This is a genomic window from Mycolicibacterium tokaiense (genome assembly GCF_010725885.1).
GTDB lineage: Bacteria > Actinomycetota > Actinomycetes > Mycobacteriales > Mycobacteriaceae > Mycobacterium > Mycobacterium tokaiense.
Map to the genome: position 1 here is coordinate 224,884 of NZ_AP022600.1, position 19,282 is coordinate 244,165.

Here is a 19,282-nt window from a genome sequence, read left to right on the forward strand (position 1 = left end):
CCGTCAGCCGGCGCGCCGCGGCGCCCCGGCCAGGTGATCGGTGTGCACCTGCTCCAGGAAGTCGGCGATGGCGACCACGGCGGTGCCGGTGCGGCGGCCGTCGAGCATGTCGAAGCCGTGCCCGGCACCCGGAAGTTCCAGGTAGGAGACGCCTGCGCGGGAGACCGCACTCAGCCGGTGGACGAAATCACGGGCCTGCTGCACTGGGATGATGCCGTCGCGGCTGCCGTGCACGACCAGGAACGGCGGGGCGTCGGTGTGCACCCGCTCGATGGGCGAAGCCTGCGTGAACACCTCAGGCCGTTCGTCGAGGCGCGCCCGCACCACGATCTGCTCCAGGAACTGGACCAGATCCTCGCGTTCGCGGGTGGAACGGTCCACCCAGTCGTAGCGCCCGTAGATCCCCACGACGGCGTCCACCGAGGTGTCGGCGCCAGGGGCGAGTTCGGCGCCGAACTCGGGGGCGCCCGGGGTCAGACCGGCCAGCGCGGCGAGGTGCCCGCCCGCCGAGCAGCCCGCGACGGTCACGAATGCGGGATCGCCGCCGAATTCCGCAGCGTGGGCACGTGCCCACGCGATGGCGGCCTTGGCGTCCTGGACGTGTCGGGGCCAGCGATGCTGCGGAGCCACCCGATAGTCGACCGACAGGCAGACCCAGCCCCGCTGGGCCAGGTGCGACATCAGGGCGTAGCCCTGCAGGACGCGGCCGCCGTGCACCCAGCCGCCGCCGGGCAGGAAGACCATCACCGGCGCCGGCCCCGTGAGATCCTTGCGCCGCCAGACGTCCAGCAGCTGGCCGCGGGCCGGGCCGTAGGGCACGTCGGCGCGGTGCAGGAACTCCCGGCGGTGCGCCCAGGCCCGCAGCACCGGCGGGACAGCGTCCTCCGACCATTCCATGGTGTCGTCGACCTGCGGCAGCTCACGCGTGTCCGCAGATCGGCCCAGGCCGGCGAGCACCCGGACCCCGAAGGCGCCCGCGGCCGTCAGCTGGCCCAACGGCACACAGTGTCGGCCCACGACCGGCAGGCGGACCGCGATGTCACTGATCGCCAGCGCGACGTCGAGCGGCGAGATACGAAACATCGGCAAAGCGTAACGCTCGTGGGCGTGAATTCTCCGGACTTTGGGGCATCCGAGGTCGGGCTTAGGTTCGCGCTGAGCCTAAGCAGTGTCCGGCCGTCCGGGCCTCGGTAGAACCAGGGCATGACACAAGCACCCGCCGTGGATCTGCACCTGCCCGGCTCCGAGAAGTTCACCGCCCTGCTGGCCGAGATCGGCGCCGGCGCGAAGGACCGCGACCTGGCCGACGAGAATCCCTTCGATCAGGTGGCCGCGCTCAAGCGGGCCGGGTTCGGCATCCTGCGACTGCCCCGCGATCTCGGTGGGGCGGGATTGTCGGTGCGCGAGCTGTTTTCGGCCGTCATCGACGTCGCCCGCGCGGACCCGATCGTCGCCCACATCTTCCGGACCCACTTCTGGTTCGTCGAGGAACGGTTGCGCACCATCGCAGATCAGGGTTCGCAGCGCTGGCTGCGAGAAGCGGCGGCCGGCAAGCTCTTCGGCAACGCGTTCAGCGAGAAGGGCGCCCTGGCGGTGGGCAGCCTGGTCTTCAACACCCGGCTGCTGCCCACCGAGGACGGCACCTTCCGACTGGCCGGCGAGAAGTACTACAGCACCGGCACGTTGTTCTCCGACTACCTCACCGTGGCCGCCACCACCGACCACGATTCGGTGGCCTCGGTGCTGGTGCCCACCGACCGTGCCGGCGTGCGGCTGGTGGACGACTGGGACGGCTTCGGGCAGCGCCGAACCGGCACCGGCACCACGGTTTTCACCGACGTGGTGGTGCACCCCCACGAGATCCTGGTGGACACGCCGTATGACGCCGAACCCACGCCCACTGTGCAGTACGCCTCGTTGCAGCTCTACATCCACGCCGTGGTCGCCGGGGTGCTGGCGTCGGTGGTCGACGACGGGATCACACTGCTGCGCAGCCGGACCCGCAGTTTCAGCCACGCCCTGGCCGACGCCCCGGTGGACGACCCGCTGCACCAGAAGCTGCTCGGCGAGCTGGCATCCACTGCCGCCGTGGCCCGCGCGGCGGTGCTCGATGCCGCCGATGCCATCGCCGCGGCCAACGATTCGGCGGTGAACGGTGTCCCCGATGCCGAGCTGGCGCAGCACGCCCAGCTGCGCGCCGCCCAGGTGAAGGTGCACCTCGACGCCGTGGCCCTCGACGCCGCGACGCGGCTGCTGGAACTCGGCGGTGCCAGCGCGGCCAGCCGGACCCGCAACCTGGACCGGCACTGGCGCAACATCCGCACCATCACCCTGCACAATCCCGTCGCGCTCAAGGCCGTCGCGATCGGCGCCAACCTGCTGCACCACACCCCCGTCCCCGCCAACGCCTACTTCTGAGGGATTTGTGGAGTCTCACCGGCGGTCAGCGCCGGTGAGACTCCACGAATCGCTTTAAGGTGCGATTAAGCCTGCAAGTGAAAGGATCGCGCCGCTCCACCGGCCGGCACACCGCCTGAGCCTGGAGCCTGGTTCGACACCGCAGTCGAGCTTGCTGCGAATCCATGACTCAGCAGGGAAAACGGGTGAAGATGAAGGCAATTGGACGAGTGCTGGTGGCAATGATGGCTGCTGTGGCGGCACTGTTCGCGAGCACGGGCACGTCGCACGCCGGCTTGGACAATGAGCTGAGCCTGGTGGACGGCCAGGGTCGCACCCTGACCATCCAGCAGTGGGACACGTTCCTCAACGGCGTCTTCCCGCTGGACCGCAACCGCCTCACCCGCGAGTGGTTCCACTCCGGCAAGGCCGTCTACGCCGTGACCGGCGAGGATGCCGACGAGTTCGAGGGTGTGCTCGAGCTGGGCTACCAGGTCGGCTTCCCGTGGTCGCTGGGTGTGGGCATCAACTTCAGCTACACCACCCCCAACATCGCCTTCGACGGTCAGGACTTCGGTTCGTTCAGCCCCATCACCGGCGCCCTTGGTATCGACCTGATCCCCGCCATCGTGACCCCGCCGCTGTTCCCCGGCGTGTCGATCTCCGCTGACCTGGGCAACGGCCCCGGCATCCAGGAAGTCGCCACCTTCTCCGTGGACGTCGCCGGCGAGGGCGGTGCGGTCGCGGTCTCCAACGCCCACGGCACCGTGACCGGTGCTGCCGGTGGCGTGCTACTGCGTCCCTACGCCCGGCTCATCTCCTCGGCCGGTGACAGCGTGACCACCTACGGCGAACCGTGGAACATGAACTGACAGAACCTGTTCACTCGATGCCCGGCGGCTGCTTCACGCAGCCGCCGGGCATCGGCGTCTGCGGCGGCGCTTCACCCGTCGTGCTCGGGCAGCCGCATCTCCAACCGCGCGCCGTTGCGCGGTGAGCTCCCCAAGACCGCCCGGCCGCCGGAATCGCGCGCGGCCTCGGCGATGATGGCCAGCCCCAGACCGGCACCACCGTGGCTGCGGCTCCGGTCATCGTCGCGCCGTTCGAAGCGGTTGAACAGCCGGACCCGATCGTCCTCCGGCACCCCGTCCCCGTCGTCGTCGACGGTCAAGTACGCCCACCCGTCCCGAACCGCGAGGGTGAAATCCACCCGGGTGCGGGTGTGCCGCCGGGCGTTGTCGGCGGCATTGCGTACCGCGCGGGAGATCAGCCCCTGATCGGCCAGCACCCGGGCCGGGCCCACACCAGAGGTGTCGACCGTCACCCCGAGCCGGCGCAACCGGCCCGCCTCGGCCAACACGATGTCGTCCAGATCGACCTCGCCCCGATTGCGGATCTCGCCCTCGTCGAGCCGGGCAAGCAGCAGCAGGTCGTTGACCAGGTCTTCGAGGCGGGCGGCCTCGATATCCACCACCGAGGCCAGGGAATCGATGTCGGTGACCTCGGGATGGTGCAGCGCCACCTGAGCATGCTGGCGGATGGCCGCCACCGGTGACCGCAGCTCATGGCTGGCGTTGGAGACCAGGCGCTGCTGATTGCGCTGCGCCGCCTCGAGCCGATCGAGCATGTGGTTCATGGTGTTGGCCAACCGCACCACCTCGTCGCGACCGCCCGGGGGATCGACCCGGCGAGAAAGATCCTCACCGATCGATTCGACGTCCACGCGGATCTGCTCCACCGGGCGCAGCGAGCGACCCACCACCACCCACGTCAGCCCGGCGACGAACAAACTGACCGCCGGCACCGCCACGGTGAACAGCACCGCCACCAGATGGATTGCGTCGTACTCACTTTCGACCGAACGGCCCACCACCACACTCCCGGAGTCGCTGATCGCCGGGTCCACCGGTGCGGACTCCACGATGTAGCGGTCGCCGCGCACGTTCACGATGGTCTGCGAATCAGAGAGCGGCAACGGGCCCAGCCCGACGTACTCGAAGTCCGCGGTGGCGGTCACCTGCCCCTGCTCCTGCAGCTGGATGATCACGTCGTCGCCGTCAAAGGGCGGCAACACCTCACTGGCCGGCAGGCCGCCCCGGCGGTGCGCACTGTCGGCGACCTGGACGGCCTGGGCCTTGGCCGACTGCGCCTGAATGTTGAGCAGGGTGTGCCAGACCAGCGCGATGAAGGCGACCGCGCCAGTGGACAACACCAGCAGCACCACCGCCGTGGTGGCCGCCGTGATCCGTACCCGCAGCGACGGCCCGCGCCGCCTAGACATCGGCGACCAGCCGGTAGCCGGCCCCGCGCACCGTCTGAATGGTGTCGAGGCCGAACGGTCGGTCCACCTTGGCGCGCAGATGGGCGATGTAGACCTCGACGATGTTGGAATCGCCGTCGAACTCGTCGGCCCACACACCCTCGAGGATCTCCTGTTTGGAGCGCACCACCGCCGGATCGCGGGCCAGATACGACAACACCGCGAACTCGCGGGCGGTCAGCTGCACCGGCCGCCCCGCTCGCCGCACCTCCCGGGTGGCGGGATTGATCTGCAGCGACCCGACGTCGATCAGGGTGGGCCGCTGCGGGCGGCCCCGGCGGATCAGCGCACGCAGGCGCGCCACCAGCACCGGGTACTCCACCGGTTTGACCACGTAGTCGTCGGCGCCGGTGTCGAGGCCTTCCACCTCATCCCAGCCGCCGTCCTTGGCGGTGAGCATCAGGATGGGCGTCCAGTCCCCCTCCGCGCGCAGCGTCCGGCACACGACGTAGCCGTTCATCTCGGGCATCATGATGTCCAGCACGATCGCGTCATAGCGGATCTCCCGCGCCCGCCACAGTCCGTCGGCCGCGGTGTGGGCCAGGTCCACCGCGAATCCCTCGGCCTGCAGTCCGCGCCGGATCCCGTCGGCGAACCGCGCTTCGTCGTCAACCACCAAGATGCGCATCTGACCAGTGTCGCCGCCCGCGTGTGAACGGCGCCTGAAGGGCACCCCAGGTCACCCCCGGACTACGGCCTGACCTCAATGTGATGGGCGCACTCCACACCCTCGTACCGTTGTGGAACGCAGGTCAAGACGATCACCTGCCCCTGGGTGCCGGCGACGTCGAGGACCTCGCACATCTTGGCCAGCCGCTGCGGATCCGTGAACCCCAAAGCGTCGTCGATGAGCACCGGCACCGAGTCCTGCTTGTCCACCAGGGCGGCCACGGCCAGACGCGCCACGATGCCCAGCTGCTCTTTCGCGCCCCCGGAGAGGGACTGGTACGGCACCGTGCGGCCGTCCAGGGTGCGGCTGACGATCTGCAGGTCGCTGTCGACCTCGACTTCGAACGTGGGCCCGAACACCACCCGGCCCAGCCGTTCGACCTCGGCGCGGAACGGCTGGACGTAACGCCTGCGGGTGTCGTCGCGGTGGCGGGCCATGACCGTGCGCAGCAAGCCGGCGGCCCGCGCGCGGCCGGACACCCTGGCGTGCGCCGAGAGGGCGTGTTCACGCTGGATCTGCGCGGCATCGAGCTTGCCGCTGCGCCCCTCCTTGCCGAGCACCGACAGCTCGACGGCGACATCGCGCAGCTCGGCGGCGAACTGATCGTGGCGACGCCTCAGCTCCGTGGCGGCCTGCCGGGCGGCGGTGAGCTCGGTGGCCACCTCCTGCGGCTGCGCCTGCGCAAGGCGGTCGGCCAGCGTCTGCACCTGTTGCGCCGCGCGCGCAGCGGTATCGGCCGCCGCGTGCACACGCACCGCCAGCTCGTCGTCGGCGACGCCGGCGCGCGCCGCAGCCAGCCGATCCTGGGCGGCGGTCAGTTCGGCTTGCGCAGTGCGCGACGCGGCCTGACTCACCTGGGCTGCCACTGTCCGCTGATTCAGCTGCGCGGCGGCCGCAACGGCCAGCTTCTGCTGGGTGGAATGGTGTGCGCGAGCCTGTTTCAGCGCGGCCTCGGCTGCGGCCTGCCCGGCCCGGGCCTGCGGCAGATCCAGAGTGGGCAGATCGTCGTCGAAGAGTCCCGCCGGGGCGGGCGCTGCGGCCTGCAAGGCGGAAAGCCGTTGCCGCAGCTCTGTTTCGTCGTCGGAGCCACGCAGATCCGACAGCCGCGCCCGCAGTTGCTCACGCCGCGCGGTGAGTTCCCGGCGAGCCTGGTCGACGGCGCGGGCGTGCTCGAGGTCGGTGGCACCGCCGCGAGCCAGCTCCGCCCGCAGATGGTCCTGTGCTGCCAGCAGTGTGGCGTGGACGTCGGCGGCACCGGCACCCGGATCGATGTGCGCGGCGACCACACCCGGCACCTGCAGGGTGACGGCCTGTGCCGCGCTGGCCTCATACGACTGGCCCGCCGCCACGGTGACCTGCTGCTCACCGACGGTCAGCGTCACCTCCGACTCCGCGGTGATGTGCACCCGTGGGGCCACCACCTCGACCCGGCCGCGAGCGATCTCGACGGCGGCGGCAGCCTTCTCGACACTGCGGAAGATGCTCTCCGACAATGAGATCGGCTGCAACTGGGCGCACACCTGCGCCAGCTCGCGGGCCAGGCTGTCGACCTTGGCCAACCGCGCCGACAGGCGATCGGCCTCGTCCCGGTCGGAGAGCGTGGTGACGCACGCGCGCGCGGCGTCGGCACGGTCCTGCGCCACGGCGAGCTGCTCGGCCGCTGCTACCGCGGCCAGCTCCGCGGTGGCCACCATGTCCCGGCCCACTGCTTCGGCCTCCTGTGCCTCGGCGGCGGCGGAGGCCGCAGCAGTGACCGCGGCCGCACGCGCGTCTATATCCGCCCGCAGACGCAGCCGGTCCTGGTGTGCCGCCGCCGCAGCCGCCTGCGCCAGCCGGGCCGCGTCGAGTTCGACCTCGGCGGTACGCAGCTCGTCGCGCAGAACGTCGATGTGGCTCTGCGCCTGTTCCGCTGCGGCACACCGCGCCGCCGCGGGCGCCAGCAGCTGCTGGGCGGCCGCGACCTCGGCGCTGAGCCGCGCGTGCTGACGGGTCAACTCGTCGACCTCGGCGAGCGCCTGCGTGCACCGGGCCACCGACTCCTCGGCGGCCTGCAGTGCCTTGACTGCGGAAGACCACTCCCCCGTGGGCTTGCCGGTGGCCGTGAAGTACCGCCCGTACTCGGCCTCGATCTTGTCGATCAGCAGCGGTTCGGCACCGGAGAGGGCACCGCCGGACTCACCGGCGGCGACGTCCAACGCTCGGGACAGCGCGTCACTGCCGGCGAGGTCCACGGCGGCCGTGGACGCCGACTGCAGCACCCGCTGGGCCTGCCACAGGCCGCTGTCGACGGTCTGGTCGAGAATGGCCCGCACCCGCTCGTGCGCCTCGTCCCCGGTGAGTTGCTCGCGGCGCGGCGCGAGCACGGTGAGTTCGGTTTCGGCCTTCTTGTGGAAGCGCTTGCGATAGACGAATCGGTATGCGCCCGAGCTGATCTCGGCCGTGACCTCCGCCCCGACATCAGCGTGGGTGGGCTTGACCTGCTTGACGTCCTTCTTGGTGGAGCGGTCCTTGGACTCCAGCAGCAGGTCCAGCGCCTCGATCATCGAGGACTTGCCCGCCTCGTTGGCGCCGTACACGACCGTGACGCCGTGCTCGGGGAAGTCGATCTCCCGATGCGAGATACCGCGGTAGTTGGTCAGGACCAGCCGGTGCAACCTCATGCCGCACCCCCCAGCGGCGCCGTGAGCCGCAGCAGCAGCGCCAGCGCGGCCTGGGCGTCACCGGCTGACTCGTCGTCCTGTTGCGCCACAGCCACCAGCTCCTCCACCGCCGAGGCGGCGAAACCTCCGATGCCGAGGTCGGTGAACTCACCGTCGGCCGGTACCACCGCGATGTCGGACTGCTTCTCCCACAACCCGACCCAGGCGAACAACCGGGAGTACTTGTCCAGGCAGGCGTCCAGGGCCGCGCGTTCGGTGACCGTGAGCGTGCCCGTCAGCGCCAGCCGGACCACGGTGCGGTCCTTGTCCGGCAGCATGTCGAGGTTCAGGTCGAGATCGGCGATGTCGCGGGTGTCGTCGACGGGGCGACGCAGGGTGACAAACCGCCAGGTACCGACCCGGTGCGGTGTCACACTCGGTTGGTCACCCAGATCGACCACCAGCACCTGCCCCGGATCGGGCTCGATGTCGTCGTAGTTCGTCACCTCGGGCGAGCCGGAATACCAGATCTGGCCCGTCGTCCCGACCCGCATTCGGGAGTGCTTGTCCCCCAACGCCACATAGTGCACTGCGCCGTCACGCAACGCGGCCTCCAGCGCCGACAGCATGATGGAGCCGGGCCGGGTGGGATCCGGGTCGAGGATGTCAACCCCACCGTGGGCCACCAGCACGCGGCGGGTGCCGTCGGCAACCACACCGTCGAGCGCCTCGGCCACCAGATCGTGGGTGGGCTTCTTGGAACGCCAAGGTGCGGCCACGATCTCGACTCCGGGCGCCACCGGGAACACCCCGGACCGGTCCAGCACCGTGACATTCGCCGGGCACTCCTGGCGGAACAGCGCGCTGGTGTACACCGACGAGGCATCCAGCGGATCGTGATTGCCGGGAAGCAGGTAGACCGGCACGCCGATCGCGCGCATGGCCTCCAGCGACTGGCTGACCACCCGTGGATCAAGCTGATTGTGCTCGAACACATCTCCGGCAACCACCACGAACTGTGCCCCGGTGTCGGCCACCAGGGCACCCAGCCCCGCCACGGCGTCACGCCGGGCGGCCGAGTAGCGGGGCTGGGCCTCACCTTCGAGGAAGTGCCGGGTCATCCCGAGCTGCCAGTCGGCGGTGTGGACGAATCGCATCCGGGCCGTCCTTCCTGAGTCGGTGTGATCGGGCGTGTGCCGTTGTGATCGAGCAGGGCGAGTCTAGGACGGCCGTCTGACAGATCAGCTCAACCGCGGCGCGCGTCTGCGTTTCACGATGGCCAGAAGCCGATCCACCAGCAGGAACGCCACCAGCGACATCCCCAGTAGCGGGCGGTGGTCGCCGGCCCGCGGCGGGTGCGATCAGCCTGGCTAGGGTCTTCCTTCATGAGCGACGCCCACCGCACGCTGATCCTGCTCCGGCACGCCAAGTCCGACTACCCGGACGGCGTCGCAGACCACGAGCGCCCACTCGCTCCGCGCGGGGTGCGCGAGGCCGGTCTGGCCGGCGACTGGCTGCGCAGCGGGGTCGTCGACCCGCCGGTGCAGGCCGTGCTGTGTTCGACGGCCACCCGCACCCGGCAGACTCTGGCCCGGACCGGGATCGACGCGCCGGCGCAGTACGTCGACCGGTTGTATGACGCCAGGCCCGGCGACGTGATCGCGGAGATCAACGCCGTCTCACCGCACGTACGTACGCTGCTGGTGATCGGCCACGAACCGGCGATGTCCTCGGTGGCGCTCGGGCTGGCGGGCGGGCCCGGCACCGATGAGTCCGCCGCCCGCGAGATCTCCCGGAAGTACCCCACCTCGGCGCTGGCGGTGCTGCGCGTTCCCGGCCCGTGGGACTCCCTGGAGTTGGGCGGCGCGGCGCTGGAGAGATTCCACGTGCCGCGCTGACGCCAGGGCTGTCGAGTCGCGAAGCTATGCAAACGCTATGAGGATGTGCGTAGCGCCGCGGTACCGAGATAGGTGATAGGGAGCCCGACGCGATCCACTGACCACCGAGGGAACCCATCTGTGACCACCGACGCCCAGCGACTCAACGGCTTCTACTTCTTTCGATCGTGGCTGCGCGACCCGTTGCGGGTCGCGGCTGTGGCTCCCTCCGGCACGGCATTGTCCGAGCTGATCACCCGGGATGTTCCAGCAGGTGCCGGCCCGGTGCTCGAGCTGGGGCCCGGCACGGGCGCGTTCACCACCGCGTTGCTGGCGCGCGGGGTTCCCGAGGCCGATCTGACGCTGGTCGAGTCCGGCCCCGACTTCGCCCGTGCCCTGCGGTCCCGTTTCCCCGCCGCGCGGGTGTTGTGTGCCGACGCCGCCGACGCCACCGACCCGGAGGCCCCCTACACGGCGGTCGTCAGCGGTCTGCCGCTGCTGTCGATGCGGGCCGACCGCGTCCAGACGATCCTGGCATCGGTGTTCGCCCGCAGCACCCCGGACGCGGCGATGTACCAGTTCACTTACGCACCTCGTTGTCCCGTCTCGTCGTCGGTCTTGGCCCAGGCCGGGTTGAGCGCCGAACTGGTGGGCCGGACCCTGCGCAACCTGCCGCCCGCCTCGGTGTACCGCATCACCAGAGCGATCGTCTGAGCGACCAGCGGCCATGTCGTCCGACGGGAGCCTGACCCCGGGACATTCACGGACGACGACACTGTGGGCCACACCACGCTCGCCTTAGGCTCGGCTGGACAGCTGAGGAGGCGATCTGTGTTGAGGGCGACCCGTACCGACGGCCCGGTCATCGACATCCACTGCCACCGCGAATGTGGCCCGGCCGGGGAGTTGATGGCCGAGGCTGCCCGCGCCGCCGGAAAAGTGGCTCTGGGACATGGCAATCCGACCACCCAGGCGGTGAACAAACGGCAGCTGGAGTTCATCCGGCCCAAGATGGACCTGCTGGACGTCCGACTCGAGGACATGGACCGGATGGGCGTCGACATCCAGGCCGTGGCGGTGGCGGTGTACCAGTACTACTACTGGGCCGATCCGGACCTCGGCGCCAAGGTGTCGCGCATCATCAACGAGGAATTCGTCGAATCCACGTCGAAGTATCCCGGCCGCTTCCTGCCGTTGGGCACCGTACCCCTGCAGGACACCGACGCCGCGATCCAGGAATTGCGGTATCTCGCGCAGGAACTCGGTATGCGCGGCATCGAGATCGGCACCCACGTCGAAGGCGAGGAGATCTCGTCACCACGCCTGGACCCGTTCTGGGCGGAGGTGCAGAAACTGGGGCTGGTGGTGGTGATCCACACCCAGGGCGCCACCCACGCACAGCGGTTGGCCGACCACAACTTCGTCAACATCATCGGCCATGCCTTCGAAGCCACGCTGGCCACCTCGCACCTGATCTTCGACGGTGTGGTGGCGCGCTATCCGGATCTGAAGATCGTGGTGGTGCACGGCGGGGGCTATCTGCCCGCCTATGCCGGGCGCATCGATCACGGCTGGCGCGCCAGGGCTGATGTCAGCGAGGGGGTGCCGGACCTGCCGACCAGCTACCTGCGCAAGTTCTTCTTCGACACCATGGTGTTCGAGCCCGCTCAGGTGGAGTACCTGGCCGGGTTGTACGGCGCCGAGCAGATCGTCCTGGGCACCGACTACCCCTACGACATGGGTGACGACGACCCCCTGGCCCTGCTGGGCGCGTGCACCGGGCTCAAACAGGACGAGATCGATCTCATCGCCGGCGGCAACGCCGCCCGACTGTTAGGACTCTCATGACCACCCTGCAGGCGCACGGTACCGTCGGCCTGGCCGTGATCGGCTGCGGGACAGTGGGGCGCATCCGCGCCAAACTGGCTCGCGAATACCCCGGTATCGGCTGGCTGGGTCTGTGTGACGTCGACGAGCAGACACTGAAGGATCTCGAAGCCGACACCGACGCCGACTTCGCCACCACGAACGTCGCCGAACTGCTGGCCCGCCCCGAAGTGGGGGCGGTGATCATCGCCACCGACGAACGCGAGCACGTGGACCCGATCCTGCGCGCGGTGGAACTCGGGGTCCCGCTGTTCATCGAGAAGCCGTTGGCCACCAATCCCGTTGAATCGGCGCAGGTCTATGCCGCCATCCAGGGTGCGCAGGTGGACGCGGTGGTGGGTTACACCCAGCGGTTCCGGCGCCGGTTCCAGACCGTCAAACAGCGGCTCCGCGACGGCCAGATCGGCGATGTCACCACGGTGGTCACCCGGGCCTTCATGAACCGGATGGTGCCCGAGGCCACCTTGCGCAAAGTCCCCGCGGACGCGCCCCGTTCCGCACTGACCCCGATGGTGATCTCCGGGACCCACAGCCTGGACATGAGCATGTGGCTGCTCGAAGGCCGCAAACCCGTTGAAGTCTATGCCCGTTCGACCGACCGCACCCTCGGTCCCATCGGCACCAAAGACGGCACCTCGGGCATCTTCACGATGGATGACGGCGTGGTGTTCAGCATGAACATCAACTGGGCCCTGCCCACCCAGTGGCCGGGTGCGGTCTACGGCCTGGAGGTCGGCATCGTGGGCACCCGCGGTGTCATCGACATCGAAGACACCCACCGCGATGTCATCCTGGCCTCCGAGATCGGTCAACCGGCCGGCTACAACAGCCGCGGCTTCGAACCGCCGGCCGCGCGCCATGTCGATTTCGTGGGCAGTTACCCACCCGGCGACATCTCCGACGGGCTGCTCTGGGGCCCCATGCGTGAGGAGACCACGACCTGGTTCGCCCGGGTCTGCCGTGGCGTTCCGACCCCGCACGCCACCGCCGCCGACGGTCACGCCAACCTGATCCACACCATGGCGATGGACCTCTCCGCCAAGACCGGAAAGCCCGTGCCGCTGCCGATTTCGGCTGATGAACTCCTCGACGAACTGAAAGGCAACTGACATGGACAGGATCAACTTCGGCGTGATCGGGACCGGCTGGTGCGGCGGTATCCGCGCCGTGGCCGCCGCCAACAGTGCCCTGGTGGACGAACTGCACCTCGCCGAGACCAACCCCGAGCGGCGCGCCGAGATCGCCGAGATGACCCGGCCCACCACCGTCACCGACCGGTGGGAGGACATCATCGACAACCCTGCCGTGGACGCGGTGGCAGTGTCGGCGACCCCGGAGACACTGCACTTCCCGATGGCCAAGGCCGCCCTCGAGGCGGGAAAGCATGTGCTGCTGGAGAAGCCGATCGCCGTCACCCTCGACGAGGCAGATGAGCTGATCGAGATCGCCGAGGCCAACAACCTGAAGTTCACCATCGGCTACTCCCAGCGCTTCAACTCCAAGCAGGCGATGATCAAACGCTCCATCACCGCGGGCACTCTGGGCGACGTCAGCAGCGTTCTGCTGAGCCGACACATCACCCGCTCGCTGGGCGCGAAGATCTCCGGTCGCACCAAACTGTCGCCGGCGGCCATGGAGGCCACCCACGACATCGACTTCGCGCTGTGGTGCCTGGAACCGCGTCGCCCGGTGCGGGTGTACTCCCAGAACGCCTGGGGCGTGAGAAAAGACACCCTGGGCTGCCCGGACACCCAGTACCTCGTCATCACCATGGACGACGGCGTGGTGGTCACCGTCGGAGCCGGGATGTCACTGCCGCCGGGTTACCCCAACCAGTCCACCACCTGGATGGAGGTGATCGGAACCGAGGGCGCCATCCTGGCCGATGCCAGCCACCGCGACATCGTGCTCAACACCGTCAGCCAGGGCGTGCAGTTTCCCCTGTCGACCATGCCCGGTGAGTACGTCGACCACGTGTATGCGGGTCCGATGGAACGCGAGACCACTCACTTCATCGAGGCCGTGGCCTACGACCGGCCGGTGATGGTGGACGCGAAACTGGCCAGGGTCACCATGGAGATCTATCTCGCCGCCGACCTGTCGGCCGAGCGCAACCAGGTGGTGGAACTCCCGTTGTCCCGGGAGGACCTCATCTCCTCACTCGGCGAGCACGCAGCGCTCGCATGAGTGCGTGGTGGCCCGAGCTGGCACCGACGGTCGCGCCGTCGCGGGTCCCCAAACCGGGTGTGCCCACGGTCGACGCGCACACCCACCTGTCGGTGCAGCCGGCCGCCACGCTGGCCAAACCGTACTTCCTGCCGGAATACGAGCCACGGTCGTTGTTCTCGTCCCCCGAGACCACGAGGTACAACGCCGAGTACCGGGCCAGTGCACACAACACCGCCCAGTTCGAGGACGCCGAGCAGCGGTTGGCGGACATGGATTTGCAAGGCGTCGACATGCAGATCCTGGCGGTGCCACCCACCGAGTACTTCTACTGGCTGCCTGAGGACGAGGCCAGACGCGCCAACCGGATTCAGCACGAGCGGTTCGCCGAGGTGGTGGCGACGTGGCCGGACCGCTTCGCCGCGGTGGCCAACGTACCGATGGAGTACCCGGCGCTCGCTGTCGAGACACTTCGGGAAGCCCACCGCGACTTCGGCTTCCGGGGCGTGGAAATCAGTGCCGATGTCCTGGGCAAGGACCTCGACGACCGCCGCTTCGACCCGGTGTGGGAGGCGGCGGTGGAACTGGGGATGACGGTGATCCTGCATCCGCAGGGCTTCACCCACGGCCAGCGCTTCAGCGACTACTACCTGGTGAACGTCATGTGCATGCCGTTGGCCTCCACGCTGGCGGTGACCCGGATGATCCTCGGCGGGGTGTGGAACCGGCACCCGGACCTCCGGCTGCTGGTGGTGCACGGCGGGGGTTATCTGCCGTTCTACTCCGCGCGCACCGATCATGCCTGGGCGGTGCGCCCCGAACTGCGCCACCACCTCGAGGTACCACCGAGTGAGGTGCTGAAGCGGATCTATGTCGACACCAATGTCTTCGACCCACGCATGGTGGAACATCTGGTCTCGACGCTGGGCGCAGACCACGTGCTGATGGGTACGGACTACCCGTTCGACATGGGTACGGTGGATCCGGTCGGGTTCCTGGACGGGGCGCAGCTGGACCCCGCTGACCGCGACCGCATCCTCGGCGGCAATGCCCTGCGTCTCTTCGGAATCGACCTGGCCGGACGATGATCCGCTGCCGGGCCGAGACGCTGACGTCGTTCGCCTGCCATGTTCTGCAGGCGTGCGGGGTGCCGCCCGCGGACGCGGATCTCACGGCGCGCCGTCTGGTCGAGGCCGATCTGCGGGGCCGCACCGGTCACGGTCTGATCCGGTTGACGCCGTATGTGGCACGCATCGAGGCCGGCGGCGTGAACGTCACCCCGGTGCTGACCATCCGGCACGAGACACCGGTGTCGGCACTGGTGGACGGCGACAACGGACTGGGCCAGGTGGTGATGACGCGGGCCACCGAGATCGCCATCACCAAAGCCCGGGCCTCCGGTCTGGCCTGGGTGGGCACCGTGCACTCGAATCACGCGGGCGCGGCGGGGCTGTACGCCGAGATGGCCGCCGACGCGGGACTGATCGGGATTTATCTTGCGGTGGCCAACGCCAACGGGATGCCGCCCTGGGGCGGCATCAATCCGATCCTGGGCACCAACCCCATCGCGATCGCCATTCCCACCAAGACTCATCCGTTCGTACTCGACATCGCCTCCACCGCGACATCCCACGGCAGTATCAAAGTAGCTGCCCAGCAGGGTGTTCCGATCCCCGAGGGCTGGGTGTCCGCCGCCGACGGCACTCCCATCACCGACCCCACCCGCGCCCACGAGGGCTTTCTGCTCCCGATGGGCGGCTACAAAGGCGCGGGGCTGACCATCGCCTTCGGGCTGCTGGCCGGTGTGCTCAACGGCGCGGCCTTCGGCGCCGAGGTCGTGGACCACCTGCACGACCTGCACACGCCCACCAACACCGGGCAGGCGATCCTGGTGTTGCGGGCCGACCTGTTCCGCGACCAGGGTGAGGTGCTGGCGGCGCTGACCAGCCACCTGGATGCGCTGCGATACTCAGGCTCCTCCGACGGCGGGCCGGTGCGCCTGCCCGGCGACTCGGCGGCCGCCACCCGCGCAGACAACGAACGGCGCGGTGTGCCCATAGCAGATAGATTGGCCGTCGACCTCGACACGGTGGCCCGCCGGTTCGCCATCGACTCCCCCCTGCATGAGGAGACCACATGAAACTCGTCACCTACCGCTACGCCGAGCGCACCGCGATCGGCATCCTCGACGGCGATGAGGTGATGCCCCTGGCAGCAGACCCCGAACTGCCGTCCACCATGGTGGATTTCGTCGCACTGGGCGCCGAGGGATTGCGGCGTGCCTCCACACTGAGCGGGCCGCGGCTGCCGTTGGCCGATGTGACGCTGCAGGCTCCGATCCGGCCGCGCAACAACATCATGTGTGTGGGCAAGAACTACTACGAACACGCCAAGGAGTTCGCCGGCAGCGGGTTCGACGCCTCCCAGAAGCAGGTCGTGCCCGATGAACCGGTGATCTTCACCAAAGCGCTGTCCTCACTGACGGATCCGGGTGCCCCGGTGAACGTCAGCGCTGACGCCACGCACACCAGCGACTACGAGGGCGAGCTGGCCGTGGTGATCGGCCCCGGTGGCTTCCAGATCGACGAGGCCGACGCCTGGAATCACGTCTACGGCTACACCATCGTCAACGACGTCACCGTCCGCGACCTGCAGAAGCGCCATGTGCAGTTCTTCATCGGCAAGAGTGCCCACACCTACGGACCCATGGGCCCGGCCTTGGTGACCGCCGACGAGATCGCCGACGTGACCGCGCTGCGATTGCAGACCCGTGTCAATGGTGAACTGCGCCAGGACACCACGCTGAAGGAACTGATCTTCGACATCCCGCGGCTGATCTCCGCGATCTCGAACGCGGTGCTGCTGGAGCCCGGAGATGTGATCGCCACCGGCACACCGGTCGGGGTGGGGCTGGGCTTCACTCCCCCGAAATTCCTGAAGCCCGGCGACGTGATGGAGGTGACGATCGACGGCCTGGGGACGCTGACCAACCCTACGGTGTAGACCGCCGCAGCGTCATCACCGTGACATCGTCGTCGGTGAACTCCCGCGCCAGCATCGACCAGATCTGGGACGCCGCAACGTCACCCGCACCGCCGAGGGTACGGCCCAACTCGTCGAGGCCGTCGTCGATGGCCCGTCCGCGGCGCTCCACCAAGCCGTCTGAATACAGCACCAGGCCGTGGTCCGTTTCGACGGTGAACGAACTCGGCGCGTACACAGCGCCGCGGGCCACCCCGATCGGTGGTGACAGCTGGATGGGAGCGGGAACGGCGTGTGACACCGAATTGGTCACGAACGGCATCAGATGACCGGCAGAAGCGGCCTCCACCTGACCGGAGCCCAGATCCACCCGGGCCACCACCACCGTGGCGAACGCTCGCGGCAGCATGTGCAAGCTGAACGTGTTCAGCTGCCCCAGCGCTTCGGCCGGGGTAGCGCCGGCGAACAGCTGAGAGCGCAGGACGTTGCGCAGCTGCGCCATGATGCCGGCCACCGTGACTCCGTGACCCGCCACATCACCGAGCACCACGATCAGCCTGCCATCGCGCAACGTGAAGGCGTCGTACCAGTCCCCGCCCACGTTGTCACCGGCGGCAGGCTCGTAATGTGCTGACAGCGACCAGTTCTCGACCTCGGGCAGCGATTCCGGCATCAGGCTGCGCTGCAGCAGCTCGGCCACCCGCAGGGCGGCCCTGGTGCGCTGATACAGCGACTCGACCAGTTGTCCGCGCAAGGTGTCGGCGGACTCGAGTTCGGTGCGCGACCACGGTTGGCCGCAGCCGTGCACGAGCTCCTGCCACCGCTCGAAGGACTTGCGCGGGCTCAGCCGTACGTCGTCACCCTCCTGGACGGCGATCGCCTTGTTGGACGGATCGCCGCCCCAGTCCACCGAGCGGACGACCTCGCGCCGGAACCAGACGACGTATTGATCGTCGGGGAGGTTGACCACCAGCGCGCCTGCGGCCAGTTGGGGATCCAGCCCCACGGCAGGCAGTTCGCGGGACAGGCACTCGGCGCTGACCACGTCGTCGACACCGGCGCGCGCCCACCCGACGACTGCCTCGACTGCCTCTGAGTCGGGGACCTTGCCGAAGGACCGCCGGTCGCCGTTGATGTTGACCACGACGCCCTCGGCGGGCACGAGGTCCAGCAGATTCGGTGTGCCCAACAAGGTTTCGGCCAACGGCAGCCGGTCATCGAAGGTGGCGGCGATGAGGCGGGTCAGCACGGCCTGCGCGGAGAGCCGATTGCGCAGCTGGTCGTCCTCGAACTGGTCCACCAGCCGCAGCGACAGGGTCGAGCCCAGGAACTCGGCCGCGGCGCGGGTGCCGTAGGGCGGCAGGTGCGGGCGGTCGTAGTGGTGGCAGGCAATGAGCCCCCACAGCTTCCCGTCCCGCAACAGCGAGATCGACATCGACGCCTGCACACCCATGTTCTGCAGGTACTCGATGTGGATGGGCGAGACGCTGCGCAGGGTGGCGAAGGTCAGGTCCTGCGGTTCGCCGCGCTCGGGGTCCACAGCGGGCACCAGGGGTGCCGGGGTGTAACCGACGTCGTCGATCAGCCTGATCCAGTTCTTCTCGTAGAGGGCGCGGGCCTGCGCCGGGATGTCGGTGGAGGGGTAGTGCAACCCGAGGAACGAATTGAGGTCCTCGCGCCGGTCCTCGGCGACCACCTCGCCGTTGTAGTCCTGGTCGTAGCGGTACACCATCACCCGGTCGAACCCCGTGAGCTCACGCACGGCCCGGGCGGTCGTGGTGTACAGCTCGGACAAGGTCGCGGCCTGGTTGAGCTGCTCGACCGACCCGCGCACCGCCTGGTAGGTGTTCGGAAACGAGAAGGGCCGCTCGCCGTAGGCGATCTCCAACTCGAAGAGCAGCACCCCTCCGGGCTCGCGGTGCAGGATGATGTCGAAAGGCTGGAGCCGGCCGTCCACGACCAGTTCACACTCCAGCGGGTTGCGTGACCGCAGGTCGGCGAAGGTCGAGGTGGCCTGTTCGACCCGGGCGGCCTGCTCGGGGCCGATCAGCGCCGACAGCTCGTGGCCCACCACCTCGTCGACAGGCAGGCCCAGCAGTTCGGTGACGTTGGCACTGACCTGACGGATCACCAGATCGGGCTCACGGAGCACTGCCAGCACACCACGGGGCTGGATACTGCCGGGGATGTGGATCGGTTCCCGCGCACAGTTGTCCAGATCGATGGGGGTGCCGACCGGGACGAACCCGTCGTCTGCCCCATCCATGCCGGTCACGCAGCCAACCTCCAACCCTGTGTTCGGTGCACACCCATCCAACCAGAAACGCGCGGGACCCTGTCCGGA

At 68.8% G+C, this 19,282-nt stretch carries 16 protein-coding genes; 10 read left to right on the top strand and 6 right to left on the bottom strand.

The genetic code is table 11. The features are described 5' to 3' along the window. Positions 1-3: 3 nt before the first annotated feature. Positions 4-1,083 (bottom strand): alpha/beta hydrolase, encoded by a 1,080-nt coding sequence (locus G6N58_RS01050; RefSeq protein WP_115280093.1) that lies wholly within the window; start codon positions 1,081-1,083, stop codon positions 4-6. 120 nt (positions 1,084-1,203) lie between these two features. Here G6N58_RS01050 and G6N58_RS01055 point away from each other — a divergent pair, with 120 nt between their 5' ends. Both G6N58_RS01055 and mspA read left to right on the top strand, forming a co-directional pair. After that, positions 1,204-2,418, top strand: coding sequence for an acyl-CoA dehydrogenase family protein (locus G6N58_RS01055; protein WP_115280092.1), 1,215 nt, complete (start codon positions 1,204-1,206; stop codon positions 2,416-2,418). Between the two features lie 191 nt (positions 2,419-2,609). After that, on the top strand, positions 2,610-3,269 hold the full coding sequence (gene mspA, locus G6N58_RS01060) for a porin MspA (RefSeq protein WP_115281906.1): 660 nt from the start codon (positions 2,610-2,612) through the stop codon (positions 3,267-3,269). Between the two features lie 71 nt (positions 3,270-3,340). On the opposite strand, the gene G6N58_RS01065 is transcribed toward mspA, so the two are convergent. From G6N58_RS01065 to G6N58_RS01080, 4 genes are all read right to left on the bottom strand, one after another. Then, on the bottom strand, positions 3,341-4,678 hold the full coding sequence (locus tag G6N58_RS01065) for a sensor histidine kinase (protein ID WP_115280091.1): 1,338 nt from the start codon (positions 4,676-4,678) through the stop codon (positions 3,341-3,343). Then, complete coding sequence (locus G6N58_RS01070) at positions 4,671-5,345, bottom strand: response regulator transcription factor (RefSeq protein WP_115280090.1); 675 nt, start codon at positions 5,343-5,345, stop codon at positions 4,671-4,673. Before G6N58_RS01070 ends, G6N58_RS01065 begins: the two co-directional genes overlap by 8 nt. A gap of 62 nt (positions 5,346-5,407) precedes the next feature. Further along, complete coding sequence (locus tag G6N58_RS01075) at positions 5,408-8,047, bottom strand: AAA family ATPase (protein WP_115280089.1); 2,640 nt, start codon at positions 8,045-8,047, stop codon at positions 5,408-5,410. Then, on the bottom strand, positions 8,044-9,183 hold the full coding sequence (locus G6N58_RS01080; protein ID WP_115280088.1) for a metallophosphoesterase family protein: 1,140 nt from the start codon (positions 9,181-9,183) through the stop codon (positions 8,044-8,046). Before G6N58_RS01080 ends, G6N58_RS01075 begins: the two co-directional genes overlap by 4 nt. 228 nt (positions 9,184-9,411) lie before the next feature. Here G6N58_RS01080 and G6N58_RS01085 point away from each other — a divergent pair, with 228 nt between their 5' ends. From G6N58_RS01085 to G6N58_RS01120, 8 genes are all read left to right on the top strand, one after another. Continuing rightward, the gene (locus G6N58_RS01085) at positions 9,412-9,924 is read left to right on the top strand and encodes a SixA phosphatase family protein (protein ID WP_115280087.1); all 513 of its coding nucleotides are present in this window, start codon (positions 9,412-9,414) and stop codon (positions 9,922-9,924) included. A 120-nt stretch (positions 9,925-10,044) separates the two neighbouring features. Then, a complete protein-coding gene (locus tag G6N58_RS01090) occupies positions 10,045-10,617 on the top strand; it encodes a class I SAM-dependent methyltransferase (RefSeq protein WP_115280086.1) in 573 nt (190 codons plus the stop codon). A 117-nt stretch (positions 10,618-10,734) separates the two neighbouring features. After that, positions 10,735-11,751 carry an amidohydrolase family protein gene (locus G6N58_RS01095; RefSeq protein ID WP_115280085.1) on the top strand — a complete coding sequence of 339 codons (1,017 nt, stop codon included), beginning with the start codon at positions 10,735-10,737 and terminating at the stop codon, positions 11,749-11,751. Continuing rightward, positions 11,748-12,899, top strand: a complete 1,152-nt coding sequence (locus G6N58_RS01100; protein WP_232067687.1) for a Gfo/Idh/MocA family protein — start codon at positions 11,748-11,750, stop codon at positions 12,897-12,899. Before G6N58_RS01095 ends, G6N58_RS01100 begins: the two co-directional genes overlap by 4 nt. A 1-nt stretch (position 12,900) precedes the next feature. After that, entirely contained in the window at positions 12,901-13,977 is a 1,077-nt protein-coding gene (locus G6N58_RS01105; RefSeq protein ID WP_115280084.1) for a Gfo/Idh/MocA family protein, read from the top strand. Next, positions 13,974-15,044, top strand: a complete 1,071-nt coding sequence (locus G6N58_RS01110; protein WP_115280083.1) for an amidohydrolase family protein — start codon at positions 13,974-13,976, stop codon at positions 15,042-15,044. The genes G6N58_RS01105 and G6N58_RS01110 overlap by 4 nt, the downstream gene beginning before the upstream one ends. Then, the gene (locus tag G6N58_RS01115) at positions 15,041-16,096 is read left to right on the top strand and encodes an Ldh family oxidoreductase (RefSeq protein WP_115280082.1); all 1,056 of its coding nucleotides are present in this window, start codon (positions 15,041-15,043) and stop codon (positions 16,094-16,096) included. Before G6N58_RS01110 ends, G6N58_RS01115 begins: the two co-directional genes overlap by 4 nt. Continuing rightward, complete coding sequence (locus tag G6N58_RS01120; protein WP_115280081.1) at positions 16,093-16,959, top strand: fumarylacetoacetate hydrolase family protein; 867 nt, start codon at positions 16,093-16,095, stop codon at positions 16,957-16,959. Before G6N58_RS01115 ends, G6N58_RS01120 begins: the two co-directional genes overlap by 4 nt. Here the strand turns inward: G6N58_RS01120 and G6N58_RS01125 are convergent. Continuing rightward, on the bottom strand, positions 16,949-19,204 hold the full coding sequence (locus tag G6N58_RS01125; RefSeq protein ID WP_115280080.1) for a SpoIIE family protein phosphatase: 2,256 nt from the start codon (positions 19,202-19,204) through the stop codon (positions 16,949-16,951). The genes G6N58_RS01120 and G6N58_RS01125 overlap by 11 nt on opposite strands. Positions 19,205-19,282 lie beyond the last annotated feature (78 nt).

Excerpts from the sequence above, each read along its gene's own strand:
- G6N58_RS01050 (WP_115280093.1), bottom strand. The coding sequence starts at position 1,083 with ATGTTTCGTATCTCGCCGCTCGACGTCGCGCTGGCGATCAGTGACATC.
- G6N58_RS01055 (WP_115280092.1), top strand. The coding sequence starts at position 1,204 with ATGACACAAGCACCCGCCGTGGATCTGCACCTGCCCGGCTCCGAGAAG.
- mspA (WP_115281906.1), top strand. The coding sequence starts at position 2,610 with ATGAAGGCAATTGGACGAGTGCTGGTGGCAATGATGGCTGCTGTGGCG.
- G6N58_RS01065 (WP_115280091.1), bottom strand. The coding sequence starts at position 4,678 with ATGTCTAGGCGGCGCGGGCCGTCGCTGCGGGTACGGATCACGGCGGCC.
- G6N58_RS01070 (WP_115280090.1), bottom strand. The coding sequence starts at position 5,345 with ATGCGCATCTTGGTGGTTGACGACGAAGCGCGGTTCGCCGACGGGATC.
- G6N58_RS01075 (WP_115280089.1), bottom strand. The coding sequence starts at position 8,047 with ATGAGGTTGCACCGGCTGGTCCTGACCAACTACCGCGGTATCTCGCAT.
- G6N58_RS01080 (WP_115280088.1), bottom strand. The coding sequence starts at position 9,183 with ATGCGATTCGTCCACACCGCCGACTGGCAGCTCGGGATGACCCGGCAC.
- G6N58_RS01085 (WP_115280087.1), top strand. The coding sequence starts at position 9,412 with ATGAGCGACGCCCACCGCACGCTGATCCTGCTCCGGCACGCCAAGTCC.
- G6N58_RS01100 (WP_232067687.1), top strand. The coding sequence starts at position 11,748 with ATGACCACCCTGCAGGCGCACGGTACCGTCGGCCTGGCCGTGATCGGC.
- G6N58_RS01105 (WP_115280084.1), top strand. The coding sequence starts at position 12,901 with ATGGACAGGATCAACTTCGGCGTGATCGGGACCGGCTGGTGCGGCGGT.
- G6N58_RS01110 (WP_115280083.1), top strand. The coding sequence starts at position 13,974 with ATGAGTGCGTGGTGGCCCGAGCTGGCACCGACGGTCGCGCCGTCGCGG.
- G6N58_RS01115 (WP_115280082.1), top strand. The coding sequence starts at position 15,041 with ATGATCCGCTGCCGGGCCGAGACGCTGACGTCGTTCGCCTGCCATGTT.
- G6N58_RS01120 (WP_115280081.1), top strand. The coding sequence starts at position 16,093 with ATGAAACTCGTCACCTACCGCTACGCCGAGCGCACCGCGATCGGCATC.
- G6N58_RS01125 (WP_115280080.1), bottom strand. The coding sequence starts at position 19,204 with ATGGATGGGGCAGACGACGGGTTCGTCCCGGTCGGCACCCCCATCGAT.